Raw genomic sequence first — 25,219 nt, 5'->3', positions numbered from 1 at the left:
TCCTACCTCAGCCGCACCACCGGCGCCGATTCGGGTGCTGCATCCTGCGCATCGGCCTGAGTCTCATCGATATCCCCCGCTGCCTTCGGCATCGCCGCCATCACCTCGATGCCCTTGCTGTGGCAGATGGTGGCGAGGCGCTCGGGCAGTTCCTGGTCGGTGACGAAGGTCTGGATCTGGCTGATATGGGCGATGCGCACCGGCGCGCTGCGCCGAAGCTTCGTCGAGTCCGCAACCAGCATGACGCTGCGGGCGTTGGCGATGATGGCCTGCGCCACCTGCACCTCGCGATAGTCGAAGTCGAGCAGCGCGCCCTCCTCGTCGATCGCGGACGCGCCGATGATGGCGTAGTCGACCTTGAACTGGCCGATCAGCTGCGTCGCGGTCGAGCCGACCACGGCGCCGTCGGCGCGCCGCACCGTGCCGCCGGCGACCACCACCTCGATGCGGGGATGGCGGTAGAGCAGCATCGCGACATTGAGGTTGTTGGTGATGACGAGGAGATCCTCGTGCGAGGTCAAGGCGCTTGCGACCTCCTCCGTCGTGGTGCCGATGTTGATGAACAGCGAGCAGCCGTTCGGGATCAGCGACGCCGCCGCGGCCCCGATCGCCTTCTTCTCGTCGGCGGCGACGAAGCGGCGCGCCTCATAGGCGAGATTCTCGACGCCGGAGGCGATGATGGCGCCGCCATGGATACGGGTCAGCGAGCGGCGCTCGCAGAGATCGTTGAGATCCTTGCGAATGGTCTGCGCCGAAACCTCGAACCGGCGCGCCAGCTCCTCGACCATGACGCGGCCCGAGGCCCGCGCGATGTTGAGGATTTCGGCTTGGCGATGGGTCAGTCCGGTCACGGCGATGGCCTCAAATCAGGAAGCTGCATGGTGCGGCGGTTCGCGCATCCGGTCAATGCGCGCGCCGATCACGGTTAACGGACGAAGCTACTCACCAGGCCATCGCGGCGGCGAGGCGCGCCAGCAGATCCGGATCGTCGAAGGCACTCGCGGACGCGACCGCGCCGGCGGCGACAAGGTCGCCATGGCCGAGGCTCGTCCGGATGCCGATGGTCGGTATCCCCGCCGCAGTGGCCGATTGCACGCCGGTGCGGGAGTCCTCAAAAGCGATCGAGGCGACCGCGCCGGCGCCGACAAAGCGCAGCCCTTCCTGATAGGGCAGCGGGTGCGGTTTGCCGTGCGGCAGCTCGTCGCCGATCACGAGCGCCTTGAAGCGGTGCGCGATGCCGAGGCCGGACAACAGCAGCTCCGCATTGAGCCGCGGGGCGTTGGTCACGGCAACCATGGGAATGCCGGCAATATCGGCTCGGTCGAGCAGCGCCATCAGGCCCGGCAGCGGCTCGATCTGGCCGGCGACGAGCTCGCGGAAAACCTGCTCCTTTTCAGCGAGGATCAAGACGCGCTGCTCCACCGGTTCGTCGGGCAGAAAGCGCTCGCCGATCGCCGCATTGGCAAAGCCTTGCAGCTCCCTGGAGAAGCGCGCGTGATCGAACACGTGGCCGCGAGGACCGAGCACCTGATTGAAGGCCTTCAGGTGCAGCGGGTCGGTGTTGGCCAGCGTGCCGTCGATGTCGAACAGCAACGCTCTGCCCAACGTGTTGATCATGTCCGTACTTTCCCAAATGCGCCGCGCATCGATGCGGAAGACGTATCAATACGGCCTCTGTCGCGCAATGACGCATCCGCATGACGACGATGCGACACTCGACAAAGTCGCGCGCGGCTGCAACACTCCGCGCAAGATCAAAAAGGAGGAAACAATGACGATCAACCGGCGCGATCTGGCTCTCTCGACTCTTGCTGTCTCGACTCTTGCCGTCCCAGCTGTTGCGCTCACGACACCGGCGCTGGCGGCCTCGGCGGACGAGGAAGCCGTAGCAAAGAAGGTCGAGACCTTCCGCCTCGCCCAGATCGCGGCCGACCCCAAGGCGCTCGGCGCGCTCTGCGCCGACGAGATGAGCTATAGCCATTCCAGCGGCAAGGTCGAGGACAAGGCGACCTTCGTCACCAACGCCACCGACGGCAAGTCAAAATTCCTGTCGATCGAATACAAGGACCCGACCATCAAGGTCGTCGGCCCCGCCGCGATCGTGCGCTTCCACTGGGTGGCAGAACAGGAGATGGCGGCCGATGGGAAGAAAGTGCCGACCAACCTTCACATCCTGATGAACTGGCAGAAGCAGGGCGACGACTGGAAGCTGTTGTCGCGGTCGGCGACGAAGTTGTGATCGACGGTGTCGTTCCGGGACGCGCCGAAAGGCGCGGGCCCGGAATGACCAGCGAAACTACGCCGCTTCCCTCACATCGCCGTTAACCAGTTTGCGGGCGGCGCGCTCCGCTTCGCGGGCGTTGCGGAAGAGCTGGCCTTCGAGGCGATTGAACTGGTGGGACGAGGCGAAGAAGCAGTAGCCGCCCTGACCGCGAACGACGATACCCGCGGTCTGTGAATTGACTTCGATGATGTAGCTGTCCGGCATGGCCCGTGGATTCCTCAATGCGGGCAAATAACCGGATCTCTGCCCAAAAGTTCCTCAGGCAAATCAGCCGGTTTCCACCCCGAATCGACGTGCAATTGAGTACGCGGAGACCTCATCCGTTTTATGACTGGTTGTTGGCGAAGCCGCGACGCGTTGACTCAGTCGCGCCGCGTTTGGCGTTGCCGCACATCTCCGTGAGATGGGACAGAGCGCCGCGCGCGGTTACGTCGCGATCGGCGGATCGTCTCGGCGGATCGCTTGCGGACGGCCGTCGTCGTCGATCGAGACATAGGTAAAATTGCCGTCGGTCACCAGGATCGGCTGAAGCTCCCGGCGCCGCAGCGCCCAGGCTTCGAGATGCACGGTCATCGAGGTGCGGCCGACGCGTACGAGATTGGCGTAGACGGAGACGAGATCGCCGACATAGACGGCCTTGCGGAAATTCATGGCCTCGATCGCCACCGTCACGGTGCGCGATCGCGCGGCCTTCGATGCGAACACGCCGCCGCCGACATCCATCTGGCTGAGCAACCAGCCGCCAAAGATGTCGCCATTGGCGTTGGTGTCGGCGGGCATCGCCAGCGTGCGGATACAGAGATCGCCGCTCGGTTCGGTGTCGGACCTTTCAGTCATATGGCTCTCACTTGAAATTGTCCCAGCCCGGATCGGGCGCAAAGCGTGCGCCGAATCGCTCGGCCAATGCGCGCATGGTGGATACGACATTCTCCACCCCGCGCGTGCGCGCATAATTCAGCGGGCCACCACGGAACGGCGCATAGCCGGTGCCGAAGATCATGGCACCGTCGACCGCATCGGCATCGTCGACGATGCCTTCACGAAGCGCCGCCACGCAGACATTGGACATCGGCAGCACCAGGCGGTCGATCATCTGGTCGGTGACGCGCGGGCCGGTCTCGGGCAGCCGCGCCTTCACCGCCTTGCCGTCGTTCCAGACGTAAAAACCCTTACCGGTCTTGCGGCCAAGTTCGCCCCTCGCGACCTTCTCGCGCAGCCAGGATGGGGTCGGCGGCAGGAGATCGCCGAATTTGGTGCGCAGCATGTCGCCGACGTCGAGACAGATGTCGAGCCCGACCTGGTCGGCCAACTCGATCGGCCCCATAGGCATGCCGAACTGTTCGGCGGCGGCGTCGATCAGGCGCTGGTCGGTCTTCTCGTCCAGCATCACCATCGCTTCCAGCATATAAGGCGTCAGCGCGCGGTTGACGAGGAAGCCGGGCGAGCTCTTCACGGGGAGCGGCAGGCGATCGATCGCGCCGACGAATGCGAGTGCCTGCTTCAGCACCTGTGCGTCGTTGCCGTCATGGCTGACGACCTCGACCAGCTGCAGCCGCGACACCGGGTTGAAAAAATGCAGGCCGACGAGGCGCTCCGGCCGCGCCAGCGTCGTGCGCAAATCCTGGAGCGGAATGCTCGAGGTGTTGGTCGCAAGGATCGCGCCCGGCTTCATCCGCGGTTCGAGGCCGGCATAGACCTTCTGCTTCAGTTCGAGCTTTTCCGGCACCGCCTCGATGATCAGATCGGCGTTGCGGACGCCCTCTCCGTCCATGTCCGGCATCAGCCGGTCGAGCGCATCGCGCACCTCGGTCGGCCTGCGGATGATCTTGCCATAGAGGTCGGCGGCACGCTTGACCGCGCCCGCGATCGGCTCGGCCTTCATGTCGGCCAGCGACACGCGCAGCCCCTGCCCGGCGCACCAGGCCGCGATGTCGCCGCCCATGGCGCCGGCGCCGATGACGTGGACATGCCTGATCGTGTTGCCGCTACCGGCCGCCTTCTTCATCTGCTCGCGCAGGAAGAAGACGCGGATCAGATTCTGCGCGGTCGGCGTCACCATCAGCTTGGCGAACGAGGCCTGCTCCGCCTTCAGCATCGCGGCCTTGCTGCCGCCATGGGTCTCCCAGAGATCGATCAGCGCGTAAGGCGCCGGATAGTGCTCGCGAGGCGCAGCCTTCGCGGCCTGCGAACGCATCCGCTTGGCGAGCAGCCCGCGCACAGGTCCGAAATTGGCCGCGCGCGTGAGCAAGTCCGGACGCACCCGCTTCAGGCGGCCGAACAGGGCATCCTTCACCGCGCCTCGGACGTGGCGCTCCTGCGTCACGGTATCGACTAGGCCGAGCGATTTGGCGCGGCGCGCATCGATGGTGCGGCCGGTCAGCATCAGCGCCATCGACTGGGTCGGATTGACCAGCGCGGTGAAACGCACGGTGCCGCCGAGGCCGGGATGCAGGCCGAGCATCACCTCCGGAAAGCCGAACCGCGCGCCGTCGACGGCGATGCGCGACTGGCAGGCCAGCGCGACCTCGAGCCCGCCGCCGAGGCAAAAGCCGTGGATCACCGCGACCGTCGGCAGCTTCAGCGCCTCCAGATGATCGATCACCGCATGCGCGGCGCGGATGCGCGTCTCCACCATCTCGGGATCGGATGCGCCGCGGAATTCGTTGACGTCGGCCCCCGCAATGAAGCCGGAGGGTTTTGCCGAGCGGATCACGAGGCCGGCGGGACGCTCGGTCTCGATGGCCGCAAGCACGGCGTCGAACTCCTCCATCACGTCGGAGGAGAGCGTGTTGGCGCTGGCGTCGGCGCGGTCAAACAGCAGCCAGGCGACGCCGTCGGCATCGCGCGTCAGCTTGAAGTGCTTGAAGGCACCGTCTGCCGCCGGCTGCGGCCCGAGCTCCAGCACGCGGTCGCCGAGCGCGGTCATGATCTTCGAATCCATGGTCACACCGCCTCGATCAGCATGGCGCCGCCGAGCCCGCCGCCGATACATTCGGTGGCAACACCACGCCGCGTGCCGAGCCGCTTCATCGCATTGACCAGATGCAGCACGATACGGTTGCCGGAGGTGCCGACGGGATGGCCGAGCGAGATGGCGCCGCCATCGACGTTGAGCTTGTCACGATCGATCTCGCCGGCGGCGCCGTCGAGCTTCAAAATCTCGCGGCAGAATTTGTCGTCGTTCCAGGCGGCGAGGCAGCCGAGCACTTGCGTGGCAAAAGCCTCGTTCAGCTCCCAGGTCTCGACGTCCTGAACCGAGAGGCCGTTGCGCTGGAGCATCGGCGTCGCCGACATCACGGGACCAAGCCCCATGATGGAAGGATCGAGCGCAGCCCAGTTGCTGTCGACGATGGCAGCCTTCGGCGTCAGCTTGTGCTTTGCGACCGCTGCGTCCGAGGCGAGGATCACCCAGGAGGCGCCGTCGGTGATTTGCGAGGAGTTGCCGGCGGTGACCTGGCCCCAGGGACGCTCGAACACCGGCCGCAGTCTTGCGAGCGTCTCGGCCGTCGAGTCCGGACGCACACCATCGTCATGGTCGAAGAATTTGCCGTCGCGGGTGAACGCGGTCTCGACCTCGCCCTTCAGGAAACCCGCGCCTTGCGCATGCGCGAGCCGGCGATGGCTCTCGGCGGCATAGGCGTCGGACTGCGCGCGGGTGATGCCGAAGAGATGGCCGACGACCTCTGCGGTTTGCCCCATGTTCAGTTCGGTGATGGGATCGGTCAGCCCGCGCTCGAGGCCGATGATCGGCTTGAGATAGCGTGGGCGCAGCTTGAAGGCCGCGGCAAGCTTCGCGGCCACGCCCTTGGCCGTGGCGAGGCCGGCGAACCAGCGCACGCCGGAATTCGGCCAGACCAGCGGCGCGTGGCTGAGCGCCTCGGTGCCGCCGGCGAGGATCATGTCGGCATGGCCTTCGCGGATGTAGCGGTAGGCGGTGTCGATCGACTGCATGCCGGAGCCGCAATTGATCTGCACGGTGAAGGCGACCATGTCCTCGCCCATGCCGAGCCGCAGCGCCGCGACGCGGGCCGGATTCATCTCGTCCGCGATCACGTTGACGCAGCCGAGGATGACCTGGTCGAAATCATCAGGAGAAAACGGCTGCCGCGCCAGCAACGGCCGGCCGCATTGCACGGCCAGATCGACCGGCGTGAACGGTCCCGGCCCCGAACGCGCCTTCAGAAACGGCGTCCGGCTGCCGTCGACGATGAAAACCGGTCGTGCCATCAGCTCGCCGCCCTCTGCTCACCGAGTTCCTGGAAGAACTGATGCACGTCGCCGGTTTTCTTGTAAATCGGCGACAGCGCCTCCGGCGCAAAATCGTCGACCTCGATCACTTTTGCGACGGCTTCGCGGGCCGCTGCAAGCTGCTCGCCTTCGGCCTGCGTGATCACGCCCTTGGCGACCGCCTCCTTCCAATCGCTCAAATGCGCCGCGCGCATGCGTTTGGCGATCGCATCGGTTCCGACAGCCAGCTTGAACGCGCGCTCGAGCCGGGCAAAGCCGCCGTCGTCATCGACATGGGCCAGATCCGGCGTAAGGCGCTCGCGCGCAGCCGAAGGCTCTAGCACGATGCCTGCACATTGGTGCACGACGCGGTCGGAGGGGCCGAGCACGCGGGCGCCGAACGGCTGAACCACGAGCTTGAGGAAGATCGCGACAAAGCGGTTGGGCAGGTTGGCGAGAATCTCGGCAAGCCGGTTCTCGATGGTCTTGAAGCCGGTCGCCATGCACCATTCCAGCGCGGCAAAATCCTCCTTCTGCCGCCCTTCGTCCTGCCAGCGCTTTAGCGCGGCGGAGAGCAGATAGAGCTCGGAGAGAATGTCGCCGAAGCGCGCCGAGAGCATCTCCTTGCGCTTCAGTGCGCCGCCGAGCGTGAGCAATGCCATGTCGGCACAGAGCGCAAATGCCGCCGAATAGCGCGCGAGCTGGCGATAGAACGGCGTCGCGTCGCCGGCATCCGGCGCCAGCGCAAACGCGCCAAACGTCCAGCTCCGGCCGAAGGCGCGGAGCAGCGTCTGAAAACTATGGCTGACATGTTTCCAGAACGCCTTGTCGAAGGCGGCGAGCCCGCGCTCGTGGTCGGTGTCGGCGAGCGCGTTCATCTCTTCGAGGAGATAAGGATGCGCGCGGATGGCACCCTGCCCGAACACGATGAGGTTGCGGGTGAGGATGTTGGCGCCTTCCACGGTGATGCCGACCGGCACGGCGCGGTGCAGATTGCCGAGATAGTTTTGCGGACCGTCAATCACGGCCTTGCCGCCATGGATGTCCATGGCGTCGTCGACCGCCGTCCGCATCCGCTCGGTCGCATGCAGCTTCATGATGCCGGAGATGACGGCGGGATGGACGCCGGCATTGAGCGCCGCGCAGGTCAGCCGGCGCGCCGCGTCGAGCTGATAGGCGGTCGCGACGATGCGCGCGAGCGGCTCCTCGACGCCTTCGAATTTGGAGATCGAGATACCGAACTGCTCGCGGATGCGGGCATAGGCGCCGGTGGTGCGGGCAGCGTAGGCGGCACCGGCGGCGGACAGCGACGGCAGCGAGATGCCGCGGCCGGCGGCGAGCGCCGTCATCAGCATCTTCCAGCCCTGACCGAGGCGCTCTTGGCCGCCGATGACGTAATCGAGTGGAATGAAGACGTCGCGGCCCCAGTTCGGGCCGTTCTGGAAGACCTGCATCGACGGCAGGTGGCGTTTGCCGATCTCGACGCCGGGCAGGTTGGTCGGGATCAGCGCCACGCTGATGCCGAGCTCGCGCTGGCTTCCGACCAGATGATCGGGATCATAGGCCTTGAAGGCAAGGCCGAGTAGCGTCGCGACGGGACCGAGCGTGATGTAGCGCTTGTGCCAGTTGAGCTTGAGACCCAGCACCTCGCGGCCTTCGAAGGTGCCCTTGCAGATGATGCCGGTGTCGATCATCGAGGCGGCGTCGGAGCCGGCCTCGGGGCTGGTGAGGCCGAAGCAGGGAATGTCGCGGCCGTCGGCCAGCCGCGGCAGCCAGCGTTCCTGCTGCTCCTTGGTGCCGAAGCGCATCAGGAGTTCGCCGGGCCCGAGCGAGTTCGGCACCATCACGGTGACGGCCGCGGCGATCGAGCGGGTCGAGATTTTGCGCACCACTTCCGAATGCGCATAGGGCGAGAAGCCGAGGCCGCCGTACTCCTTCGGAATGATCATGCCGAAGAACTTTTCGCGCTTGACGAAGTGCCAGACATCGGGCGGCAGGTCTCGCCATTCCCAAAAGATCTTCCACTCGTCGAGCATGGCGCAGAGCTCGTCGACGGGGCCGTTCAGGAAAGCCCGCTCCTCGTCCGTCAGCGTTGCCTGCGGGACCTTCAGCAGCTTCGACCAGTCGGGATTGCCGGTGAAGAGGTCGGCGTCCCACCAGACGTCACCGGCCTCCAGTGCCTCGCGCTCGGTATCCGACATCGCCGGCAGCACGCCGCGCGCCCAGGAGAAGATCGGCTTCGTGATGGTGTCGCGGCGGAAGCTCATGGCGGACCTCATGCATCGGCGCGGTTTCGGGCATTTTAGCTGAAAGTGGCCGGCGGGGGTGAACACTTCACCCGCAAAATTGACGCGGCCGGGCGGCCGCCCAGGGGCCATAACGGCCGGGGCGTGGTGGCAGTTCCGGGAGGGGGAATGGAGGAGATGGCTCCACATCGTCATTCCGGGGCGCGCCGTCAGGCGCGAGCCCGGAATCCATACTCACGATCGTGGCTATGGATTCCGGGCTCGACGCTACGCGTCGCCCCGGAATGACGTGTGGAGAGAGCGGTGGCGCGGCCTTAATCCGGCCGGACCATCTCGAACATGTTTTCCGGCTTGATCTCGAAATAATCGCCGCGGCGGCCGGCCCGGACGATCGGGCGGGCGGCGGCGGTCTGGTAGACGCCGTCCTTGATCATGGCCTTGTCGATGTGGACGGCGACGACCTCGCCGAGCGTCAGCCAGGCATCGGCTTCCCTGCCGTCGGCGCCCTTGAGCCGGACGATGTCGGACACCTTGCACTCGAAGGCGACGGGGCTCTCGCCGACCCGCGGCACGTTGACGAGCCTGCCGGGCACGGCGGTCAGGCCCGCGATCTCGAACTCGTCGACCTCGGGCCCGACGTGGGCCGCAGTGGCGTTCATGTGCCTGGCGAGATCCATCGTCGCAAGATTCCAGACGAACTCGCCGGTCTGCTGGATGTTCTCGACCGAGTCCTTCCAGTTGGTGGAGGAGAAGCCGATGATCGGCGGCACGTAAGCGAAGGCGTTGAAGAAGCTGTAGGGCGCCAGATTGACGTGGCCCTTGCTGTCCCGGGAGGAGATCCAGCCGATCGGACGCGGCGCGATGATGGCGTTGAAGGGATCGTGCTTGAGGCCGTGGCCCTTGGCGGGCTCGTAAAAATAGAGGTCTTTGTCGGTCACGCGCTGTTTCCTTCTCGTCATTGAGAGCGCAGCGCCCGCAATGACGGAGCTTGTTGATCCGTCCTGGCCCGCCACCAGCCCGTCATTCCGGGGCCGTCGGCCTGCTTATAGGGGAAAATCCAGCGCCCGTCAGCGGCGCGGCGACAGACCCGCGATGACGAAATCGATCATCTGGTCAATGGTCGGGCCCGGCTTGGTGGCGCACTGGGCGATCATCTGGGGGTGGAAGAAGCGCATCATCGCGGTGCTGGCGCACAGCGCGGACAGTTGCAGGTCGGGCACCTCGAACTCGCCGGAGGCCACGCCTTGCGCGATCATCTGGCCGATCATTCCGGCGATACATTCCATATGGGCCACACAGACGTCCCAGTCCTCCTGCATGGCGATCTCGACCATCTCATGCAGCTTGTTGTCGCCGACATAGCGCTCGGTGTTCATGCGATGAACGGTGGTCAGCAGTTCGCGGAAGCGCTCCAGCACCGGCCCGGACCTCGCCACGATCCGCTGCGCATCGAGCTCGACCTCGCCCATCAGCGAACGGGCCACCGCTTGATGAATCGCCTTCTTCGATTCGAAGAAGCGATAGACGTTGGCGGGGCTCATCCGCAGTTCTTTGGCGATGTCGCCGACCGTGGTCTTCTGGTAGCCGATCTGGCGAAACAGCCGCTCTGCCACCTCGAGGATACGATCCCGGGTGTCGCCTTCGATATGTTCCGCAACCAGTGTCATTTGTCAGGACTCGTCAATCAGCACTACTTCTCACTTATTCAGCTGCCTCAGCAAGCGGAATTGCGGGATGCTCATCGCTGCCATGCTGCAGCGCGGCAGGCGGCTCGGCAGAACCAGCTTCATCCAGGCTCTTGCGGAACCACAGGGCGTAAAGGCCCGGCAGGTACAGGAGCGTCAGGAAGGTCGCAACGAACAGGCCGCCCATGATGGTGATCGCCATCGGCCCCCAGAACGCCGAGCGCGACAGCGGGATCATCGCGAGGATCGCCGCAAGCGCCGTCAGCACCACCGGACGAGCACGGCGGACGGTCGCCTCCACGATCGCCTCGCGGCGGGTGAGGCCGTGCGAGACGTCGGTCTCGATCTGGTCCACCAGGATCACGGTATTGCGCATGATCATGCCGGCGAGCGCGATCAGGCCGAGCAGCGCCACGAAGCCGAACGGGGCATTGGCGACGTTGAGCCCGAGCGAGGCGCCGACGATGCCGAGCGGCGCGGTCAGGAACACCAGGATCAGGCGCGAGAAGCTCTGGAGCTGGAACATCAGCAGCGTCAGCATCACCATGACCATCAGCGGAAAGAGGATGAAGATCGAGGCGTTGCCCTTGGCCGATTCCTCGAACGCGCCGCCCGCCTCGATCCGGTAGGCCGGCTCGAGGTGATCCTGGATCGCCTTCAGCTTGGGCACGATCTGGCCGGTGACATCAGGCGCCTGCACGCCGTCGACGACGTCGGAGCGAACGGTGATCGCCATGTCGCGGTTACGCCGCCACATGATCGGCTCCTCATGGGAGTATTCGATCTTGGCGATCTGCTGGAGCGGCACGGCAACGCCGCCCCGCGAGGTGATGGTGAGATCGCCGACTGCGCCGAGGTCGAGACGTTCGGACGGGACGGCCCGCGCGACGACGCCGACCTTCTCGATCCCGTCGCGCACGGTCGTGACCTGCGAACCCGAGATCAGCATCGACAGCGCCTGCGAGACGTCCTGCGGCGTCAGGCCCATGGCGCGGGCACGATCCTGGTCGACGACGAGCTTGAGGTAAGGCGATTGCTCGTTCCAGTCGAGCTGGACGTCCTTGACGCTCTTGTTCTGGCGCATGACGTCGCGGACCTGGTAGGCGATCTCGCGCACCTTGTTGGCGTCGGGGCCGATCACCCGGAACTGCACGGGGAAGCCGACGGGCGGGCCAAAATTGAAGCGGTCGACGCGCACGCGGGCCTCGTTGAGTGCGCCATCGGCAACGGCGCCTTCAAGCTTGGCCTTGATGCGCTCGCGCGCTTCGACGCCCTTTGCGACGATGACGATTTCGGCAAAAGCCTCGTTCGGAAGCTGCGGATTGAGGCCGAGCCAGAACCGCGGCGAGCCCTGCCCGACATAGGCCGTGTAGGTCTCGATGTCCTTGTCGTCCTTGAGCAGCGTCTCGGCCTCCTTCACCGCCTTTTCCGTGACGTTGAAGGCGGTGCCTTCAGGCAGGCGCAGCTGGAGGAACAGCTCGGGCCGCTCCGACAGCGGGAAGAACTGCTGCTGGACGTGGCCGAAGCCGACGATGGAGGCGACGAAGACGCCGACGGTCGCGGCCACCACGGTGATGCGGTGATTGACGCACCATTGCACGATGGCGCGCAGGCCCCGGTACATGCGGGTCTCGTAGACCGCGTGCGGATCGTGATTGTGGTGCACCTTGATGTTGGGCAGCAGCATGACGCCGATATAGGGCGTGAAGATCACCGCCACGAACCAGGACGCGACCAGCGCGATCGCCACGATCCAGAAGATGCTGCCGGCATACTCGCCGACCGCGGAATTGGCAAAGCCGATGGGGAGGAAGCCAGCGGCCGTGACCAGCGTCCCCGTGAGCATCGGAAACGCGGTTGATTCCCAGGCAAAGGACGCCGCGCGCATGCGGTCCCAGCCCTGCTCCATCTTCACCACCATCATCTCGACCGCGATGATGGCGTCATCCACCAGCAGGCCGAGCGCGATGATCAACGCACCCAGCGTGATGCGATGCAGGTCGAGCGACATCGTGTTCATGACGACGAAGACGATGCCGAGCACCAGCGGCACCGAGAGCGCGACGACGATGCCGGTACGCCAGCCGAGCGCCAGGAACGACACGAACAGCACGATGACGAGGGCTTCCATGAAGGAGTGCACGAACTCGCCGACGGCGTGCTCGACCACCTTGGGCTGGTCGGCGATCAGCTTGACGTCGATGCCCTGCGGCACCGCCTTCATGAATTCAGCCGTCGCCTTCTCGACCTCCTTGCCGAGATCGAGGATGTTGGCGCCCTTGGCGGTGACGACGCCGATGCCGATCGCGGCCTTGCCTTCCTGCCGCACGACGAAGCTCGGCGGATCGACATAGCCGTGGGTGACAGTGGCGATATCGCCGAGGCGGAACACGCGGCCGTTGCTCTCGACCGGGGTCTCGGCCACGGCCTTGGCGCCGTCGAGCGCGCCGGTGACGCGCAACGGCACACGCTGCGACGAGGTCTCGACCGTGCCGGCCGGCGTCACGTTGTTCTGCTTGGCGAGCGAATCGAACAGCGCCTGCGGCGTGATGCCGAGGGTGGCGAGCTTGGCGTGGGAGAATTCGACGAAGATGCGTTCATCCTGGTTGCCGTAGACGTCGACCTTGGTCACGCCGGGCACCTTCAGCAGGCGCTGACGGAAGCCTTCGGAGACCTTCTTGAGCTGGGCATAGTCGGCGCCGTCGCCGGTCATCATGTAGAGGATGGAATCGACGTCGGAGAACTCGTCGTTGACGACCGGTCCGAGAATCCCTGATGGCAACTGGCCCTGCACGTCGACCAGCTTCTTGCGCAGGAGATAGAAGAGATAGGGCACCTCCTTCGGCGGCGTCGAATCGCGGAAGGTGACCTGGAGCGCGGTGAAGCCGGGCTTGGAATAGGTCTGCACCTTCTCGAAGTACGGCAGCTCCTGGATCTTCTTCTCGATGGGATCGGCGACCTGCGCCTGCATTTCCTGCGCGGTCGCGCCCGGCCAGATCACGGAGACGTTGACCACTTTCACCGTGAAGAACGGATCCTCGGCTCGCCCGAGCTTCTGATAGGAGAAGAAGCCGGCGACGCCGAGCATGATCATGAGGAACAGGACCAGCGTCGGATGGCTGACGGCCCAGGCCGAAAGGTTGAAGCGCTTCATCGCACTCTCCAAGGATGATCCGGTTGCAAAAAAACGGCAGCCACTCTGTTCAACCCGTCATCGCGAGGCAGCGAAGCAATCCAGGGGGCTGGGCAGGTTCTGGATCGCTTCGCCGCTTCAGCCCCAGCATTTGCGCTTGGGCCGAAACTCACCTCAGACGACGTAACTCGTAAACGAGACTTAAAAGGACAGTGACGACACGATCCGCACCTTCTGGCTCGGATCGAGCTTCTGCACGCCGAGGGCGACGATCTTGGCGCCCTCTTCGACACCGCCGGTGATGACGACGTCGTTGCTCTCGTAGGACTTCACCACGACCGGCTGCAACGTGACCGCGCCGTTGTCGTCGACGACGTAGAAGGACGGCTTGCCGCCTTCGTTGAACAGCGCCGACAGCGGCAGCCGCGCGACGCGCTCGGTGGCGGCATCCGTCAGCGTCAGCGTCGCGGTCATGCCGAGCGACACCTTGTCGTCGGCCTCGGGCAGCGAGAATTTCGCGAGATAGGTGCGCGTGGCGGAATCCGCGGTGGGCGCGATCTCGCGCAGCTTGGCGGTATATTTCTTGCCCGGCTCCGACCAAAGAGTGACGCTGGCGGCGCCCGACTTGGCACGTCCGACCAGCGTCTCAGGGATCGCGACGACCGCTTCCTTCTCGGCAAAGCGGGCGACACGGATCGAGGTCTGGCCTGCGGCAACCACCTGGCCGGGCTCGATCAGCGTTGCGGTGACGACGCCACGGGCGTCGGCGTTGAGCGTCGCGTAGGAAAGGGAATTCTTGGTCAGCTCGACCGAGCGCTCGGCCCGGTTCAGGCGCGCACGGGCCTCGTCGGCGGCGGCGCGGCTCGTATCCAGCTGTGCGTCGGTGGTCCAGCCCTTGGCCTTCAGGTCTTTGGCGCGCTGCTCGGCGGCGGCGGCCTGAGCCAGCACGCCGGTCGCGGCGGTCTGCTCGGCGACGGCCTGTTCGGCCTGGAGCTTCAGGTCGACCTCGTCGAGGGTGGCGAGCGGCTGGCCGATCTCGACGGTCTGGCCGACCTCGACCAGACGCTTTGCAACCTTGCCGGCGACCCGGAAGCCGAGATCGCTCTCGATCCGCGGCCTGATGGTGCCGACGAAGCTCCGCTCCGGCGTTTCGGCATCGTAATGGGCGGTTGCGACGAGAACCGGCCGCGGAGGCTCGGCCTTCTCAGCGACGGTGTCATTGCACCCGGTGAGGGCGGCAGCCATCAGCGCCAGCGACACACCGGCCAAGAGCTTGGAATAGCTGGACAAAACTGACCGAACGAACATCGGAGGACACTCCTGCGGCTGCAATGAGAGGAATGTCGACTAATCACTGATGAAAGTCAATAATCGTCAGTCATCAGGAATCTGTGATCGTTAAGGGGTGGTAAGGATTAGGGAGCCTTGTGCTGCTGCTGAAGCTCGAGGGATGCCGGATTTCGCTTCGCTCCATCCGTGCTACGCAGGCGAAATGGTTACCGCCCCTGTCCGGCGAACTCGTGCTTGCTGTCGTGGCCGCCGATGAAGACCAGGATGCCGGCGATCAGGGGCAGCACCGCAAGCACCAAGAGTCCGGTCGAGGTCTGGCCGGTGGCTTCCTTGACCCAGCCGATCAGATAGGGCCCACCGAAGCCGGCGAGGTTGCCGATCGAGTTGATCAGGGCGATGGCGCCGGCGGCGGCCGTCCCGGAGAGCCACGCGGTCGGCAGGGTCCAGAACACACCGAAGCAGCAGAACACGCCGATCGCGGCGACCGTGAGCACGATCATCGTCATGGTGGGATCGGTGAGGTAGCTGGAGACGCCGAGCGCGACGGCGGTGAGCAGCAGCGGCGCACCGACATGCATCACGCGCTCGCGCGTGGCATCGGAATGCCGCGCCCACAGGATCATCGCAATGGTGCCGAACAGATACGGGATCGCTGTGACGAACCCGGTCTGGGCGTTGGTGAGGCCGAACGCCTTGACGATCTGCGGCAGCCAGAACTGCATGCCGTAGAGCGCGCCGACGAAGCCGAAATAGACCAGGCTCAACATGATCACCTTCGGTGAGGAGAGTGCCTCGCCGAGCGACAAATGCTTCACCGCCTGCTTGGCCGCGATCTCGGAATCGAGCTTCGTCTTGAGCCACCCCTTCTGCTCGGCCGAGAGCCAGTCCGCCTTCTCGGGCCTGTCGGTGAGATAGAACCAGGTGACGATGCCGAGCAGCAACGAGGGAATGCCCTCGATGATGAAGAGCCACTGCCAGCCCTTCAGGCCCATCGCGCCGTCGAGCCCGAGCAGCAGGCCCGAGACCGGCGCGCCGATCACGGTGGAGACCGGTACGGCGATGGCGAAGGCCGCAAGGAAGCGGGCGCGATATTCGGCCGGATACCAATAGGTCAGATAGAGGATGATGCCGGGGAAAAAGCCGGCTTCGGCGACGCCGAGCAGGAAGCGCAGGACGTAGAAGCTCGTGACGCCGCTCACCATCGCCATCAGCGCCGAGATGATGCCCCAGGTCACCATGATGCGGGCGATCCAGCGGCTGGCGCCGAACTTCTCCAGCGCCAGATTGCTCGGCACCTCGAAGATGAAATAGCCGATGAAGAAGATGCCGGCGCCCCAGGAGAAGATCAGCGGCGTGAACTTCAGCTCGGCATTCATGGTCAGCGCGGCGAAGCCGAGATTGACGCGGTCGAGATAGGAGAAGAAGTAGGCCAGCACCAGAAACGGAATCAGGCGCCAGGAGATGGCGCGAATGGTCGAGGTCTCGACTTCCGACTTGGCTGCGCCGGCGGAACCGGCATAGGTCGTGGTCTGGCTCATGGCTTCCCCCAGGGTTGTTGCTTTTATGGGCTGATCCGGGGTTTTGAGCATCACCGCGAAAGAGTCAATGGAGCAAGCAATGCACGAGGCGCAACCGGTCAAAGCGATTGCGCCGCTTCGGACATCGCTCATCCGCGCCACTCTGGCGCTGGTCGTGATCGCCCGCGGATTGTCGTTGCGCTGGTGCTTTCCGCTCGGCCTTTCGTGGTGAAGTACGGCGGCTCGCTGCTGTGGGCGACCATGATGTTTCTGCTGGTCGTGGTTTTACTGCCGCGGATGTCACGGGCGCAGGTCGCAGCCATCGCCGCAACGATCGCGGTCGTGGTCGAATTTCCTTGGCGGCCCGCCTTCACTCCCCCAGCTGAAACCGTTCGAAGCGGTCGAGCTCTTCCTCGATCCCGCGCTTGAGCTCCTTGCGCCCCGCGGTCTTCTTGCCCTGCCCGACCCAGGTCCATTTCTGCATCAACAGCTTTTTCGCCTGCCGGTCGGTCTTGAGGTCCAGCGCGGCGACGATCTCGTCGCCGACCAGCACGGGGAGCGCGAAATAGCCGAGCTTGCGCTTGGCTTTCGGCACATAGGCCTCGAACAAATGATTGTAGCCGAAAATGAGGTTGGTGCGCTTGCGCTGGATGATCAGCGGATCGAACGGCGACAGGATGTGGACGAGATCGGGCGACGCGCGCTCGCCCGGCTCCAGCGCGGCCGGCTGTGCCCAATGCTCCTGCTTGCCGGCGCCGTCGATGGCGACAGGCACGAGCTCGCCGCGGCGGACGCGCGCGGCGATCAGGCCGGCCACCGCCTTCTTGCGCGGCGCGTCGAGATGGCAGACCGAATCGAGGCTCACCACGCCCTGCGAACGCAGCGCGCGGTCGAGCAGATAGGCCGTAATGTCCCTGGTCGAGGCCGGCTTCGGCAGCTCGTCCCAGCCGAAATGTCGCGTCATCAGCTCATAGGTCTTGAGCATGCCCTGGCGCTCGCTGATGGTCACGGCACCGGTGTAGAAGGCGAGCTGCAATGCGCGCTTCGAGGGCTTTCGGCTCTGCCAGAGATGCTCCTTCTCGGTGAGCACGTCGTCCTCGATGTCGCGGATCGTCAGCGGGCCGGCGCGCACCAGCCGCATCACCTTGCGCATGTCGGCCGGCTTCACCGAGGCGAACCATTTGTGCCCTTCGCGGCGGTGCTCGCGCATCGCCGGCAGGAAGAAGCGGAAATCGCCGGCCGGCACGTAGGACAGCGCATGGGTCCAATATTCAAAGACGCTTCTGTCGACGCTCTGGGCGTGGCGCAAATCGGCACGGCGGTAGGACGGGATGCGGCTGAACAGGATGTGGTGGTGGCTGCGCTCGATGACATTGATGGTGTCGATCTGCACATAGCCGAGATGGGCGACCGCATCCGCGACCGCGCGCGCCCCTTCGCCGAACGGCGCGCGTTCATCCAGCCGCTGGGCGTGCAGCCAGATCTGCCGGGCCTGTGTCGTGGTGAGCGGGAGCGGTTTGGGCGCGCGTGACATTGCAAGGAGCAATGTAGCGGGATTCGCGCCCGGGAAAAGCAGACGCCGCAGCGGCGCCCCAGGAAAAACCGCGCTGCCGTCTGCTGACAGCGCGGCCGGATGGTGCGCGCTTCGCGCCTACTTCATCATCATCGCCTTCTGCGACTTCATGTAGTGCATGCAGGCGCCCTTCATCTTGCCATTGCTCATGTCCATGTTGGCCATGGCCATTTCCTTGTTCGCCGCCATCTTGGCCGGCGTGTCGGGGGTGCCACCCATCATGGCGGCGGACTTCATCATGTTGTCCTTGGTGCACGCCATCATCGCGGCGGACGCGGGGGACAGTGAAAGGGTGAACGCGACAAAGGCTGCGGCCGTGAGCAAGATCTTCATGGAAAAGTCTCCTCCGTAAGACGAAACCGGCGTCATGCCGGCCTCGCAATTACGTATTCCCCGGCGGAGACGTTTCGTGGAGAAGATGATTTTCTTGCTGCGGTGCGAAGGCGGAGGATGTCAGCGACCATCCTTCGGCGCCTGGGACCGGTCGCCGACGCTGCCTGTCGCGACGTCCGGTTCGCACGAGGCCCTGCCCCGCCCCTCTGCCTGGCAGCGAAAGACGTTGCCGGTCAGGCGGTCGACCAGCCACATGTTCTCCTCGGTCGGCCCTTCAAGGCCGACATAGCGGGAGGTCAGCCCCGTGACCAGGGTCGACAGCAGGATCGCCACCGCGATCATGGCTGCGCCGATATAGATGGGCATTGAGCTCAGGAACACTGTCCGATCCGGCGGGCCGCTGCGGTAGAACTGGTAATCACCTGGCCTCGGCACTGGATGGAACTCGGCTCCCCTCATTTGCGCTTGTCCGATACAGCGACCTGCTAGGCGTGCATCTGGCCGAAAAATTGTTCGCAGACAGGCCATGACGCGACGGCTTTGCGACGATCGGTGAGCACGGGTTTCCGCATGTGAACCGGGCTTGGCAGTCCGGGCGGCACCACGCGCCGCGATCCTCAGTGATCTCGATCACGCCAGCCCTGAAGCGGCTCGAACCCGCGCCGGCATGGATACGACGAACTTCTCTTGGCGCGATTCCCGGCGCGATCGCGTTCACCCTTGCAGCGCCCCGCAGAATGGCCCGTCATGAACCCGAAACCCACCAAATGCACCAGGATGGCCCCGGACGCCTTCGTTTTCCACCGTGACAAGGATCACACCAGGCCATTTGAACCTGCCCTATGCTCGCAGCATCAAATCGACATCAGGCGTAACAGCGAGGATACGACAATGACCCGTTTTATTAAGTTTTTTGGACTGAAGGCGATTACCCTCTCGGCAGTGCTGTCGATGACGGCGGGCTTGGCCCTGGCCGGCGACAACAACGTCTCCACGAACCAGATCCTGGATGCGCTGAAGCCGAAACCGGCGACCCGCGGCCTGTCCGCCGGTCCGCAGGCCGATCCGGCGGTGCAGGCAAAGGAATCGACGTTCCTGAACACCGTGCGCAACCGATCGACCCGATCGCTCTCGATGGGCGAGCGCGAGCAGATCGCCGAGCTTGCGGCGACCAAGCCGAAGATCGATCTGGAAATCCAGTTCGACTACAACTCGGCTGACATCGCCAAGACCTCGGTTTCGTCGGTGCAGGCGCTCGGAAAGGCGCTGTCCGACCCGTCGCTCAAGGGCTCGACCTTCGTGGTCGCCGGCCACACCGATGCAGTCGGCACCGAAGAGTATAATCAGGGCCTCTCGGAACGTCGCGCCGACACCATCAAGAAGTACCTGGTCCAGAACTACGGCCTCACCGGCACCGATCTCGTCACCGTCGGCTACGGCAAGACCAAGCTGAAGGACACCGCGAACGGCGCCGATCCGATCAATCGCCGCGTCCAGGTCGTGAACATGGACACCAAGACCGCGTCGAAGTGATCCACGAGCGATCGGCCCACGAAACACGCCGCCTGCCATGACCGTGGCAGGCGGCGAACTCATATCCAGCTCTGGAACAGCATCAGCCGATTGAACATCTGCATCGACGTGCCGATAAAGGCCGCCGAGATCGGCAGCATGACCGCAAAGCCGATCGCGGCGATGCCGACGTAGACCCACAGCAGCCAGCGCGGCAGACCGTCTCTTCGTAGCACGTAGACGAGCGCGAGCGACGCCAGTGTCGCAGCGGGCAGATAGTAGTAGATGAAGCTGAGCGCGCGCGGCAGCAACGCCCAGGCGAGCCAGGAACCGAAATAGAACGCCGCGATCAGGAACGCGTCCCAGCGGCGGGTCACGACGAAATCGCGCAGCACGAGAACGAGCGCGGGCAGCGCCGCCCACAGTACCAGGGGATTGCCGAGCAAGACGATCGCCGAGACATTGTCCTCCGCAATCTTGTCGAACAGGAACCACACCGGGCGCGCGAGCAACGGCCAGGATGGCCACGCGCTCATATAGGTGTGGCCGGCGATCGCGGTGGTGGTGTTGTCGGCGAAGATGCGTCGCTGCGCCTCGATCAGGTCCGGCAGCGACACGCCGTAGAGCGGCACGAAGGCGGCAAGATATGTCATCGCCGGCAGGACGGCGAAGCAGAGCACGACATGGGGCGCCCGGAAATCGGGCCAGAGATCCGGCCGATACCAATCGCCCGGCCTCGCATCCGCAAACGACGTGCGCCAGCCCTGCAACAGGCGGATCGCCGCGACGATGACGATGCAGATTCCAAGCGGAAACAAGCCGCTCCATTTGCAGGCCGCGGCACAGCCGAACAGGCTGCCCGCCAGCGCGAATAACGCATGCGGGCGGTGCTTGCGAAAACCGTGCATGAAGGCGGCAATCGCAAGCAGGCCGAGGCCCAGCGCAAAAATGTCGAGCATCGCGATGCGTGCCTGCACGTAGAGCATCTGGTCGACCGCCGCGATCAGTGCGGCGGCGATCGCGGGCCCTTGCGCGGAGAACAACGCAAGGCCGCACAGATAAATCGCGACGATGGCGAGCGCGCCGAACAATGTCGCCGGATAGCGCCAGCCGAACGCGTTATCGCCAAAGGCCGCGATCGATACCGCGATCAATTCCTTGGCGAGCGGCGGATGCATCGGATTGAGCATCGGTTGCGACATCGCCGGCGCCAGCATCTGCCGCGCGGCGGGCACGTAATGCACCTCGTCGAAGACGAACTTCTCGGGCGTCGCGAGACCGATCAGCAGCGCAAGATGCGCAACCAGGAAAATCACGACAGCGATCACTGCGCTCCGCGACACTTTCGGAACCGCAGGCAATTCAAGCGGCAGCTGTAGGGACGTTTTGCGTGGCAAATCTGCTTCACCGCGGAGAAAAACAAGTCTGGCTCTTTTCATTGAACGCATTCCGCCGCAACTGTCACTAAGCATAACGCACGTCTCGCGCCGCTTGTGATAATTTCGCCACATCAGAAGCGCGCGCGATCCGGTACGATCAGGGACACATCGATCGGTTGCGAAATGAATTTGCGTTTCTGGCTTTTCTCCATGCTGTCGTCGGTCGCCTTGTGCGCAGCGCCTTGCGCGCAGGCGCAGACGCGCGTCGGTGAAGCCGTCGTGATCCAGAACGAGGTGGTGCGCGTGGCCGCGACCACCACGCCTATCAATGTCGGCGACAGCATGCTGCGCGACGAGACCGTGCGCACCGGCGCCGAAAGCGCCGCGCGCTTCGTCATGGCCGACAGCACCAATCTGTCGCTCGGGCCTGGCGCCACGCTCAAGCTCGACCGCACCGTTTTCAACGACGAGCACAGCTATCGCGACGTCGCGATCCGCATGACGACGGGCACATTCCGGTTCGTTACGGGACATTCGGAAAAGACCGCCTACAAGATCACGACGCCGCTCGCGACCATCGGCGTGCGCGGCACCACGCTCGACATCCTGTCCCAGCGCGGGCGCTCCGTCGTCGTGCTGCAGGATGGCGCCGCCAGCGTCTGCACGCTGAACTTCCAGTGCGTGCAGCTCACCCAGCCCGGCGACACCGCGATCATCACGTCCACCGGCGGCAAGGTCAGCATCACCAAGGCCAATACGCCGCCCTGGACCTTCGCCGCAACCTGCGCCGCGAACGCCGGGCTGTGCGCGGTCAACCAATATGCCGACGCCTCGCCAACCATCACGCCCGCCGTCCACGACGACGGCATGCTGTGCGGACGGTGATGATGGCGATAGTCCGCGTCCGACACTTGCTTCGTGCTGCTCTGCTCGCTGCGATCTGCGCCATCACGCTCACGATGGCCGTTGCACCAGCATGCGCCCAGTCACCGACGCCGAGCCCCAGTCCATCGCCATCCCCCTCGCCGACCCCGAGCCCGACGCCGACCGGCGCCGATTCCAGCGGCAGCTCGATCGGCGGCCTCGCCGACCAGCGCTTCAACCAGATGATCACCAACCGGGTGCTCGGCACGGTGCTGCTCGGCGTCAACGAGCAGGTCAATTGCAGCGACTGCATCAGCGCATTCGGCTCGGCCGGCTCGTTCTCGGCCGGCATCCATGGCCGCAAGGAGCTCACCAAAAATCTGTCGCTGCTCGCCGGCATCGCCTACACGCAGTACAGCGAGGGCGGCTACAACATCACCAGCGCGCCGATCGGCGCGTTCGCGCTGCGCTACGACTTCACCGACTGGGGCTCGTCGCGCCCGTTCTTCGACATCGGCACGATCCTGACGCCGTGGGAGAAGGCCCGCTACACCCGCAGCTACAACACCAGCCTCGGCCCGGTGAGCGTCACGAGCTCGACCAACGCCGCGAATTACGCCGTCTACGGCCGCGCCGGCTGGATGAGCCGTGTGTCGCCGCGCGACGAGGTCGCCGCCTCGATCGAGATCTGGCAACTCTGGCAGCGCGTCTCCGGCTATGCCGACAGCGTGGTGGCGTTCAATCCGTTCGATGCCAGCATCGCGACCGGCACCGACCGCACCAGTCTGGTCAAGATCGGCGGGCAGTGGACGCATCTCTTCGGCGGCAACGTCGAGGCCAACATCAATGGCGGCTGGGTGCAGTCGTTCGCCGGCCACAGCGGCATCGTCGCCACCGTGACTGGCGACGGCACGGTGGTTCCGACCATGGGCAATCAGGGCTGGTTCGAATATGGCGGCCGGCTCGGTTTCCGCGTGCAAAAGGGCTGGATCGTGGATCTCTTCGCCAACGGCACGCTCGGCCCGCAGCCGGTCGGCAACACGATCCACGGCGGCGTGGGGCTGCGCATCAATTACTAGCGGCGAGCACAGTCTCCGCAGGGTGGGCAAACGAAGCGTGCCCACCAACTCTCGCAATCGTGGACTGATGGTGGGCACGGCGCGGACGCGCCTTTGTCCACCCTACAGCACCTGTGCTGACGCTAGGCCGCCGACTTGCCCTCGAACGCGCGGCGCAGGACATCCACGTCGAGCTTCACCATCTTCATCATGGCCTGCATCGCGCGTGCGGCAGCCGCCCTGTCGGGACTCGACAGGAACTCGAACATCACCTTCGGCACCACCTGCCAGGCCACGCCCCAGCGATCCCTGAGCCAGCCGCACTGCTCTTCCTTGCCGCCATGGGACAGGAAGGCATTCCAGACGCTGTCGACCTGGGCCTGATCGTCGCAATGGATCATCAGCGAGATCGCGTGGGTGTACTCCATCTTCATGCCGCCGTTGAGGGCGACCAGGGGCTGCCCGGCCACCGTGAACTCGACGACGAGCACGGAGCCTGTCTTGCCGGACGGGCCGTCCGAAACGTTGCGCTGAACGTGCGTGATCTCCGAGTTCGGAACGAGCGACACGTAGAATTTCGCGGCGTCCTCGGCATCGCCGTTGAACCACATGCAGGGCACGACCTTTGACATCTTGAATGCTCCACTTCAGTTGCGATGTTCGCGGGCTTCGATCAGGCGTTCGCCCTCTCGGGCTGCGCGGCGAAGGCTGCCATGTCCAGCCAGTTCACACCCCACATATGGCCGTCCGGATCTTCGAAGCTGCGGCCGTACATGAAGCTGAATTCGTCCTTCGGGCTGGGATCGGCCACCCCGCCCGCGGCTTGCGCCCTGCCGACGATGTCGTCGACCTCGTCGCGGCTGTCCGCGGACAGGCAGAACAGCGCCTGGTTCGAGATCTTGGCATCAGCGATCGGCTTCGGCGTGAACTGGCGGAATTTGTCGTGGGTCGTCAGCATGGCGAAAATGGTCTCGGAGAAGACCATGCAGCTGGCCGTATCGTCGCTGAATTGGGGATTCCTGACCGCGCCGATCGCCTCGTAAAAGGCCGTCGCGCGCTTGAGGTCAGTCACTGGCAAATTGACGAAGATCATCCTGGGCATCGGAAGCTCCTTGGGGGTTCTGCCCAAGGACGGATGGCCCTGCGGCCACCCGACACAGCTTCCGAATATTTTTTGGACCGTGAACTGCGGGGTTCCGTCGCACCGAACCTTGCGCGATCTCAGGGCCTACTTCTTCTCGTTCGGATCCCGGTGAATGGGATCGACCCACAGCACGGTCTCGGGCTTCTCGACCGGCTCGATGTCGAGATTGATCGCAACCGCCTCGCCGTCGCTGCGCACCAGGACGCATTCCAGCACCTCGTCCGGGCTGGCGTTGATCTCCTGATGCGGCACGTAGGGCGGCACGAAAATGAAATCGCCGGGGCCGGCCTCCGCGGTGAATTGCAGGCTCTCGCCCCAGCGCATCCGCGCCTTGCCCTTCACCACGTAGATCACGCTTTCGAGATGGCCGTGGTGATGCGCCCCGGTCTTGGCGTCGGGCTTGATGCTGACCGTGCCCGCCCACAATTTCTGCGCGCCGACGCGCGCGAAATTGATCGCGGCCGCGCGGTCCATGCCTGCCGTCGACGGCACGTTCGTATCGAGCTGGTTGCCGGGAATGACGCGCACGCCGTCATGCTTCCAGCGATCGTCGTGATCGTGGTCATGGTGGGAATGCGAATGATCATGGCCGGTCATGGGACTTGCTTTCTGTTGGTTCCGTGCGGGCGAAGCTAACCAAAGCGGGCCTATCAAGCCATAGCCAAAATCGGAACTCTCGTAGCCCTCAGGGGTTGTCCCCGCGAGCAAACTGGAAGGAGAGTTTCATGGGTAGCACCAGCGACAAGATCAAGGGCAGCGCCAACGAGGCCATCGGCAAGGCCAAGCAGGGTATCGGCGAAGCCACCGGTTCCGAGCGTCTGCAGGGCGAAGGCGTGGTCCAGGAAGTGAAGGGCAAGGGTCAGAAGGCCATGGGCGATGCCAAGGACGCCGCGAAGGAAGCGATTGATCGCGCCGCCGGGGCGGCGAAGCGCGCGGCCGATTGACGGACCTCGCACTGAAAACGGAAAGACCGG

General features: G+C 64.8%; 26 protein-coding genes. 7 read left to right on the top strand and 19 right to left on the bottom strand.

Annotated elements, in window-relative coordinates; genetic code table 11:
• Positions 1–2 precede the first annotated feature (2 nt).
• Complete coding sequence (locus OC450_RS04290; protein WP_211386979.1) at positions 3–851, bottom strand: DeoR/GlpR family DNA-binding transcription regulator; 849 nt, start codon at positions 849–851, stop codon at positions 3–5.
• 91 nt (positions 852–942) lie between these two features.
• On the bottom strand, positions 943–1,617 hold the full coding sequence (locus OC450_RS04285; RefSeq protein ID WP_211386980.1) for an HAD family hydrolase: 675 nt from the start codon (positions 1,615–1,617) through the stop codon (positions 943–945).
• Between the two features lie 154 nt (positions 1,618–1,771).
• Between OC450_RS04285 and OC450_RS04280 the strand changes: the two genes are divergently transcribed.
• A complete protein-coding gene (locus tag OC450_RS04280) occupies positions 1,772–2,239 on the top strand; it encodes a nuclear transport factor 2 family protein (protein WP_262047256.1) in 468 nt (155 codons plus the stop codon).
• A 57-nt stretch (positions 2,240–2,296) separates the two neighbouring features.
• Here the strand turns inward: OC450_RS04280 and OC450_RS04275 are convergent, their stop codons facing one another.
• The 10 genes from OC450_RS04275 to OC450_RS04230 form a co-directional block, all read right to left on the bottom strand.
• Complete coding sequence (locus tag OC450_RS04275; RefSeq protein ID WP_015688044.1) at positions 2,297–2,488, bottom strand: hypothetical protein; 192 nt, start codon at positions 2,486–2,488, stop codon at positions 2,297–2,299.
• Positions 2,489–2,710: 222 nt separating this feature from the next.
• The gene (locus OC450_RS04270) at positions 2,711–3,121 is read right to left on the bottom strand and encodes an acyl-CoA thioesterase (protein ID WP_211386982.1); all 411 of its coding nucleotides are present in this window, start codon (positions 3,119–3,121) and stop codon (positions 2,711–2,713) included.
• A gap of 7 nt (positions 3,122–3,128) precedes the next feature.
• Entirely contained in the window at positions 3,129–5,225 is a 2,097-nt protein-coding gene (locus tag OC450_RS04265) for a 3-hydroxyacyl-CoA dehydrogenase NAD-binding domain-containing protein (RefSeq protein ID WP_262047255.1), read from the bottom strand.
• Between the two features lie 2 nt (positions 5,226–5,227).
• Entirely contained in the window at positions 5,228–6,511 is a 1,284-nt protein-coding gene (locus OC450_RS04260; protein ID WP_262047254.1) for an acetyl-CoA C-acetyltransferase, read from the bottom strand.
• Complete coding sequence (locus OC450_RS04255) at positions 6,511–8,778, bottom strand: acyl-CoA dehydrogenase (RefSeq protein WP_256807882.1); 2,268 nt, start codon at positions 8,776–8,778, stop codon at positions 6,511–6,513. Before OC450_RS04255 ends, OC450_RS04260 begins: the two co-directional genes overlap by 1 nt.
• A 293-nt stretch (positions 8,779–9,071) precedes the next feature.
• A complete protein-coding gene (locus OC450_RS04250) occupies positions 9,072–9,695 on the bottom strand; it encodes a flavin reductase family protein (protein ID WP_256807881.1) in 624 nt (207 codons plus the stop codon).
• A gap of 129 nt (positions 9,696–9,824) precedes the next feature.
• Positions 9,825–10,424: a TetR/AcrR family transcriptional regulator gene (locus OC450_RS04245; protein ID WP_211386987.1), complete on the bottom strand. Its 600-nt coding sequence runs from the start codon at positions 10,422–10,424 to the stop codon at positions 9,825–9,827.
• Between the two features lie 34 nt (positions 10,425–10,458).
• Positions 10,459–13,596: an efflux RND transporter permease subunit gene (locus tag OC450_RS04240; RefSeq protein WP_211386988.1), complete on the bottom strand. Its 3,138-nt coding sequence runs from the start codon at positions 13,594–13,596 to the stop codon at positions 10,459–10,461.
• Between the two features lie 180 nt (positions 13,597–13,776).
• Positions 13,777–14,883, bottom strand: a complete 1,107-nt coding sequence (locus tag OC450_RS04235; protein WP_262047253.1) for an efflux RND transporter periplasmic adaptor subunit — start codon at positions 14,881–14,883, stop codon at positions 13,777–13,779.
• A 188-nt stretch (positions 14,884–15,071) separates the two neighbouring features.
• Positions 15,072–16,403, bottom strand: coding sequence for an MFS transporter (locus OC450_RS04230; protein ID WP_211386990.1), 1,332 nt, complete (start codon positions 16,401–16,403; stop codon positions 15,072–15,074).
• Positions 16,404–16,446: 43 nt separating this feature from the next.
• Here OC450_RS04230 and OC450_RS34310 point away from each other — a divergent pair, with 43 nt between their 5' ends.
• Both OC450_RS34310 and OC450_RS34375 read left to right on the top strand, forming a co-directional pair.
• On the top strand, positions 16,447–16,614 hold the full coding sequence (locus tag OC450_RS34310; RefSeq protein WP_315986372.1) for a hypothetical protein: 168 nt from the start codon (positions 16,447–16,449) through the stop codon (positions 16,612–16,614).
• Positions 16,615–16,643: 29 nt separating this feature from the next.
• Positions 16,644–16,811 carry a hypothetical protein gene (locus OC450_RS34375; protein ID WP_410050503.1) on the top strand — a complete coding sequence of 56 codons (168 nt, stop codon included), beginning with the start codon at positions 16,644–16,646 and terminating at the stop codon, positions 16,809–16,811.
• Here the strand turns inward: OC450_RS34375 and OC450_RS04220 are convergent.
• The 3 genes from OC450_RS04220 to OC450_RS04210 all read right to left on the bottom strand — a co-directional run bounded on the left by OC450_RS04220 (position 16,753) and on the right by OC450_RS04210 (position 18,654).
• The gene (locus OC450_RS04220; protein WP_256807880.1) at positions 16,753–17,916 is read right to left on the bottom strand and encodes a winged helix-turn-helix domain-containing protein; all 1,164 of its coding nucleotides are present in this window, start codon (positions 17,914–17,916) and stop codon (positions 16,753–16,755) included. The two genes, OC450_RS34375 and OC450_RS04220, sit on opposite strands and share 59 nt — an antisense overlap.
• A gap of 117 nt (positions 17,917–18,033) precedes the next feature.
• Positions 18,034–18,288: a hypothetical protein gene (locus OC450_RS04215; RefSeq protein WP_211386992.1), complete on the bottom strand. Its 255-nt coding sequence runs from the start codon at positions 18,286–18,288 to the stop codon at positions 18,034–18,036.
• Positions 18,289–18,408: 120 nt separating this feature from the next.
• The gene (locus OC450_RS04210) at positions 18,409–18,654 is read right to left on the bottom strand and encodes a hypothetical protein (protein ID WP_256807879.1); all 246 of its coding nucleotides are present in this window, start codon (positions 18,652–18,654) and stop codon (positions 18,409–18,411) included.
• Positions 18,655–19,179: 525 nt separating this feature from the next.
• Here OC450_RS04210 and OC450_RS04205 point away from each other — a divergent pair.
• Complete coding sequence (locus tag OC450_RS04205; RefSeq protein WP_262047252.1) at positions 19,180–19,821, top strand: OmpA family protein; 642 nt, start codon at positions 19,180–19,182, stop codon at positions 19,819–19,821.
• Positions 19,822–19,880: 59 nt separating this feature from the next.
• Here OC450_RS04205 and OC450_RS04200 read toward each other — a convergent pair whose 3' ends face one another.
• Positions 19,881–21,311, bottom strand: a complete 1,431-nt coding sequence (locus OC450_RS04200) for a phospholipid carrier-dependent glycosyltransferase (protein ID WP_211386994.1) — start codon at positions 21,309–21,311, stop codon at positions 19,881–19,883.
• Between the two features lie 51 nt (positions 21,312–21,362).
• On the opposite strand from OC450_RS04200, the gene OC450_RS04195 reads away from it, so the two are divergent.
• Positions 21,363–22,064 carry a FecR domain-containing protein gene (locus OC450_RS04195; protein ID WP_211386995.1) on the top strand — a complete coding sequence of 234 codons (702 nt, stop codon included), beginning with the start codon at positions 21,363–21,365 and terminating at the stop codon, positions 22,062–22,064.
• Between the two features lie 2 nt (positions 22,065–22,066).
• Positions 22,067–23,122, top strand: a complete 1,056-nt coding sequence (locus OC450_RS04190) for a hypothetical protein (RefSeq protein WP_262047251.1) — start codon at positions 22,067–22,069, stop codon at positions 23,120–23,122.
• A 122-nt stretch (positions 23,123–23,244) separates the two neighbouring features.
• On the opposite strand, the gene OC450_RS04185 is transcribed toward OC450_RS04190, so the two are convergent.
• From OC450_RS04185 to OC450_RS04175, 3 genes are all read right to left on the bottom strand, one after another.
• Positions 23,245–23,733 (bottom strand): VOC family protein, encoded by a 489-nt coding sequence (locus OC450_RS04185; RefSeq protein WP_262047250.1) that lies wholly within the window; start codon positions 23,731–23,733, stop codon positions 23,245–23,247.
• A gap of 41 nt (positions 23,734–23,774) precedes the next feature.
• Positions 23,775–24,203 carry a VOC family protein gene (locus OC450_RS04180; RefSeq protein WP_211386998.1) on the bottom strand — a complete coding sequence of 143 codons (429 nt, stop codon included), beginning with the start codon at positions 24,201–24,203 and terminating at the stop codon, positions 23,775–23,777.
• A 126-nt stretch (positions 24,204–24,329) separates the two neighbouring features.
• Positions 24,330–24,842 (bottom strand): cupin domain-containing protein, encoded by a 513-nt coding sequence (locus OC450_RS04175; RefSeq protein ID WP_007606929.1) that lies wholly within the window; start codon positions 24,840–24,842, stop codon positions 24,330–24,332.
• Between the two features lie 128 nt (positions 24,843–24,970).
• On the opposite strand from OC450_RS04175, the gene OC450_RS04170 reads away from it, so the two are divergent.
• Entirely contained in the window at positions 24,971–25,189 is a 219-nt protein-coding gene (locus tag OC450_RS04170) for a CsbD family protein (protein ID WP_262047249.1), read from the top strand.
• Positions 25,190–25,219: the final 30 nt, after the last annotated feature.

The sequence above is a fragment of the Bradyrhizobium sp. Bra78 genome (assembly GCF_024519855.1).
GTDB lineage: Bacteria > Pseudomonadota > Alphaproteobacteria > Rhizobiales > Xanthobacteraceae > Bradyrhizobium > Bradyrhizobium japonicum_G.
This window is presented reverse-complemented; position numbering and strand designations above follow the sequence as displayed.

Coding starts and splice junctions, on each gene's coding strand:
- OC450_RS04285 (WP_211386980.1), bottom strand. CDS start 1,617: ATGATCAACACGTTGGGCAGAGCGTTGCTGTTCGACATCGACGGCACG.
- OC450_RS04280 (WP_262047256.1), top strand. CDS start 1,772: ATGACGATCAACCGGCGCGATCTGGCTCTCTCGACTCTTGCTGTCTCG.
- OC450_RS04275 (WP_015688044.1), bottom strand. CDS start 2,488: ATGCCGGACAGCTACATCATCGAAGTCAATTCACAGACCGCGGGTATC.
- OC450_RS04270 (WP_211386982.1), bottom strand. CDS start 3,121: ATGACTGAAAGGTCCGACACCGAACCGAGCGGCGATCTCTGTATCCGC.
- OC450_RS04265 (WP_262047255.1), bottom strand. CDS start 5,225: ATGGATTCGAAGATCATGACCGCGCTCGGCGACCGCGTGCTGGAGCTC.
- OC450_RS04260 (WP_262047254.1), bottom strand. CDS start 6,511: ATGGCACGACCGGTTTTCATCGTCGACGGCAGCCGGACGCCGTTTCTG.
- OC450_RS04255 (WP_256807882.1), bottom strand. CDS start 8,778: ATGAGCTTCCGCCGCGACACCATCACGAAGCCGATCTTCTCCTGGGCG.
- OC450_RS04245 (WP_211386987.1), bottom strand. CDS start 10,424: ATGACACTGGTTGCGGAACATATCGAAGGCGACACCCGGGATCGTATC.
- OC450_RS04240 (WP_211386988.1), bottom strand. CDS start 13,596: ATGAAGCGCTTCAACCTTTCGGCCTGGGCCGTCAGCCATCCGACGCTG.
- OC450_RS04235 (WP_262047253.1), bottom strand. CDS start 14,883: ATGTTCGTTCGGTCAGTTTTGTCCAGCTATTCCAAGCTCTTGGCCGGT.
- OC450_RS04230 (WP_211386990.1), bottom strand. CDS start 16,403: ATGAGCCAGACCACGACCTATGCCGGTTCCGCCGGCGCAGCCAAGTCG.
- OC450_RS34375 (WP_410050503.1), top strand. CDS start 16,644: ATGATGTTTCTGCTGGTCGTGGTTTTACTGCCGCGGATGTCACGGGCG.
- OC450_RS04220 (WP_256807880.1), bottom strand. CDS start 17,916: ATGTCACGCGCGCCCAAACCGCTCCCGCTCACCACGACACAGGCCCGG.
- OC450_RS04215 (WP_211386992.1), bottom strand. CDS start 18,288: ATGAAGATCTTGCTCACGGCCGCAGCCTTTGTCGCGTTCACCCTTTCA.
- OC450_RS04210 (WP_256807879.1), bottom strand. CDS start 18,654: ATGCCCATCTATATCGGCGCAGCCATGATCGCGGTGGCGATCCTGCTG.
- OC450_RS04205 (WP_262047252.1), top strand. CDS start 19,180: ATGACCCGTTTTATTAAGTTTTTTGGACTGAAGGCGATTACCCTCTCG.
- OC450_RS04200 (WP_211386994.1), bottom strand. CDS start 21,311: ATGTGGCGAAATTATCACAAGCGGCGCGAGACGTGCGTTATGCTTAGT.
- OC450_RS04195 (WP_211386995.1), top strand. CDS start 21,363: ATGAATTTGCGTTTCTGGCTTTTCTCCATGCTGTCGTCGGTCGCCTTG.
- OC450_RS04190 (WP_262047251.1), top strand. CDS start 22,067: ATGGCGATAGTCCGCGTCCGACACTTGCTTCGTGCTGCTCTGCTCGCT.
- OC450_RS04185 (WP_262047250.1), bottom strand. CDS start 23,733: ATGTCAAAGGTCGTGCCCTGCATGTGGTTCAACGGCGATGCCGAGGAC.
- OC450_RS04180 (WP_211386998.1), bottom strand. CDS start 24,203: ATGCCCAGGATGATCTTCGTCAATTTGCCAGTGACTGACCTCAAGCGC.
- OC450_RS04175 (WP_007606929.1), bottom strand. CDS start 24,842: ATGACCGGCCATGATCATTCGCATTCCCACCATGACCACGATCACGAC.
- OC450_RS04170 (WP_262047249.1), top strand. CDS start 24,971: ATGGGTAGCACCAGCGACAAGATCAAGGGCAGCGCCAACGAGGCCATC.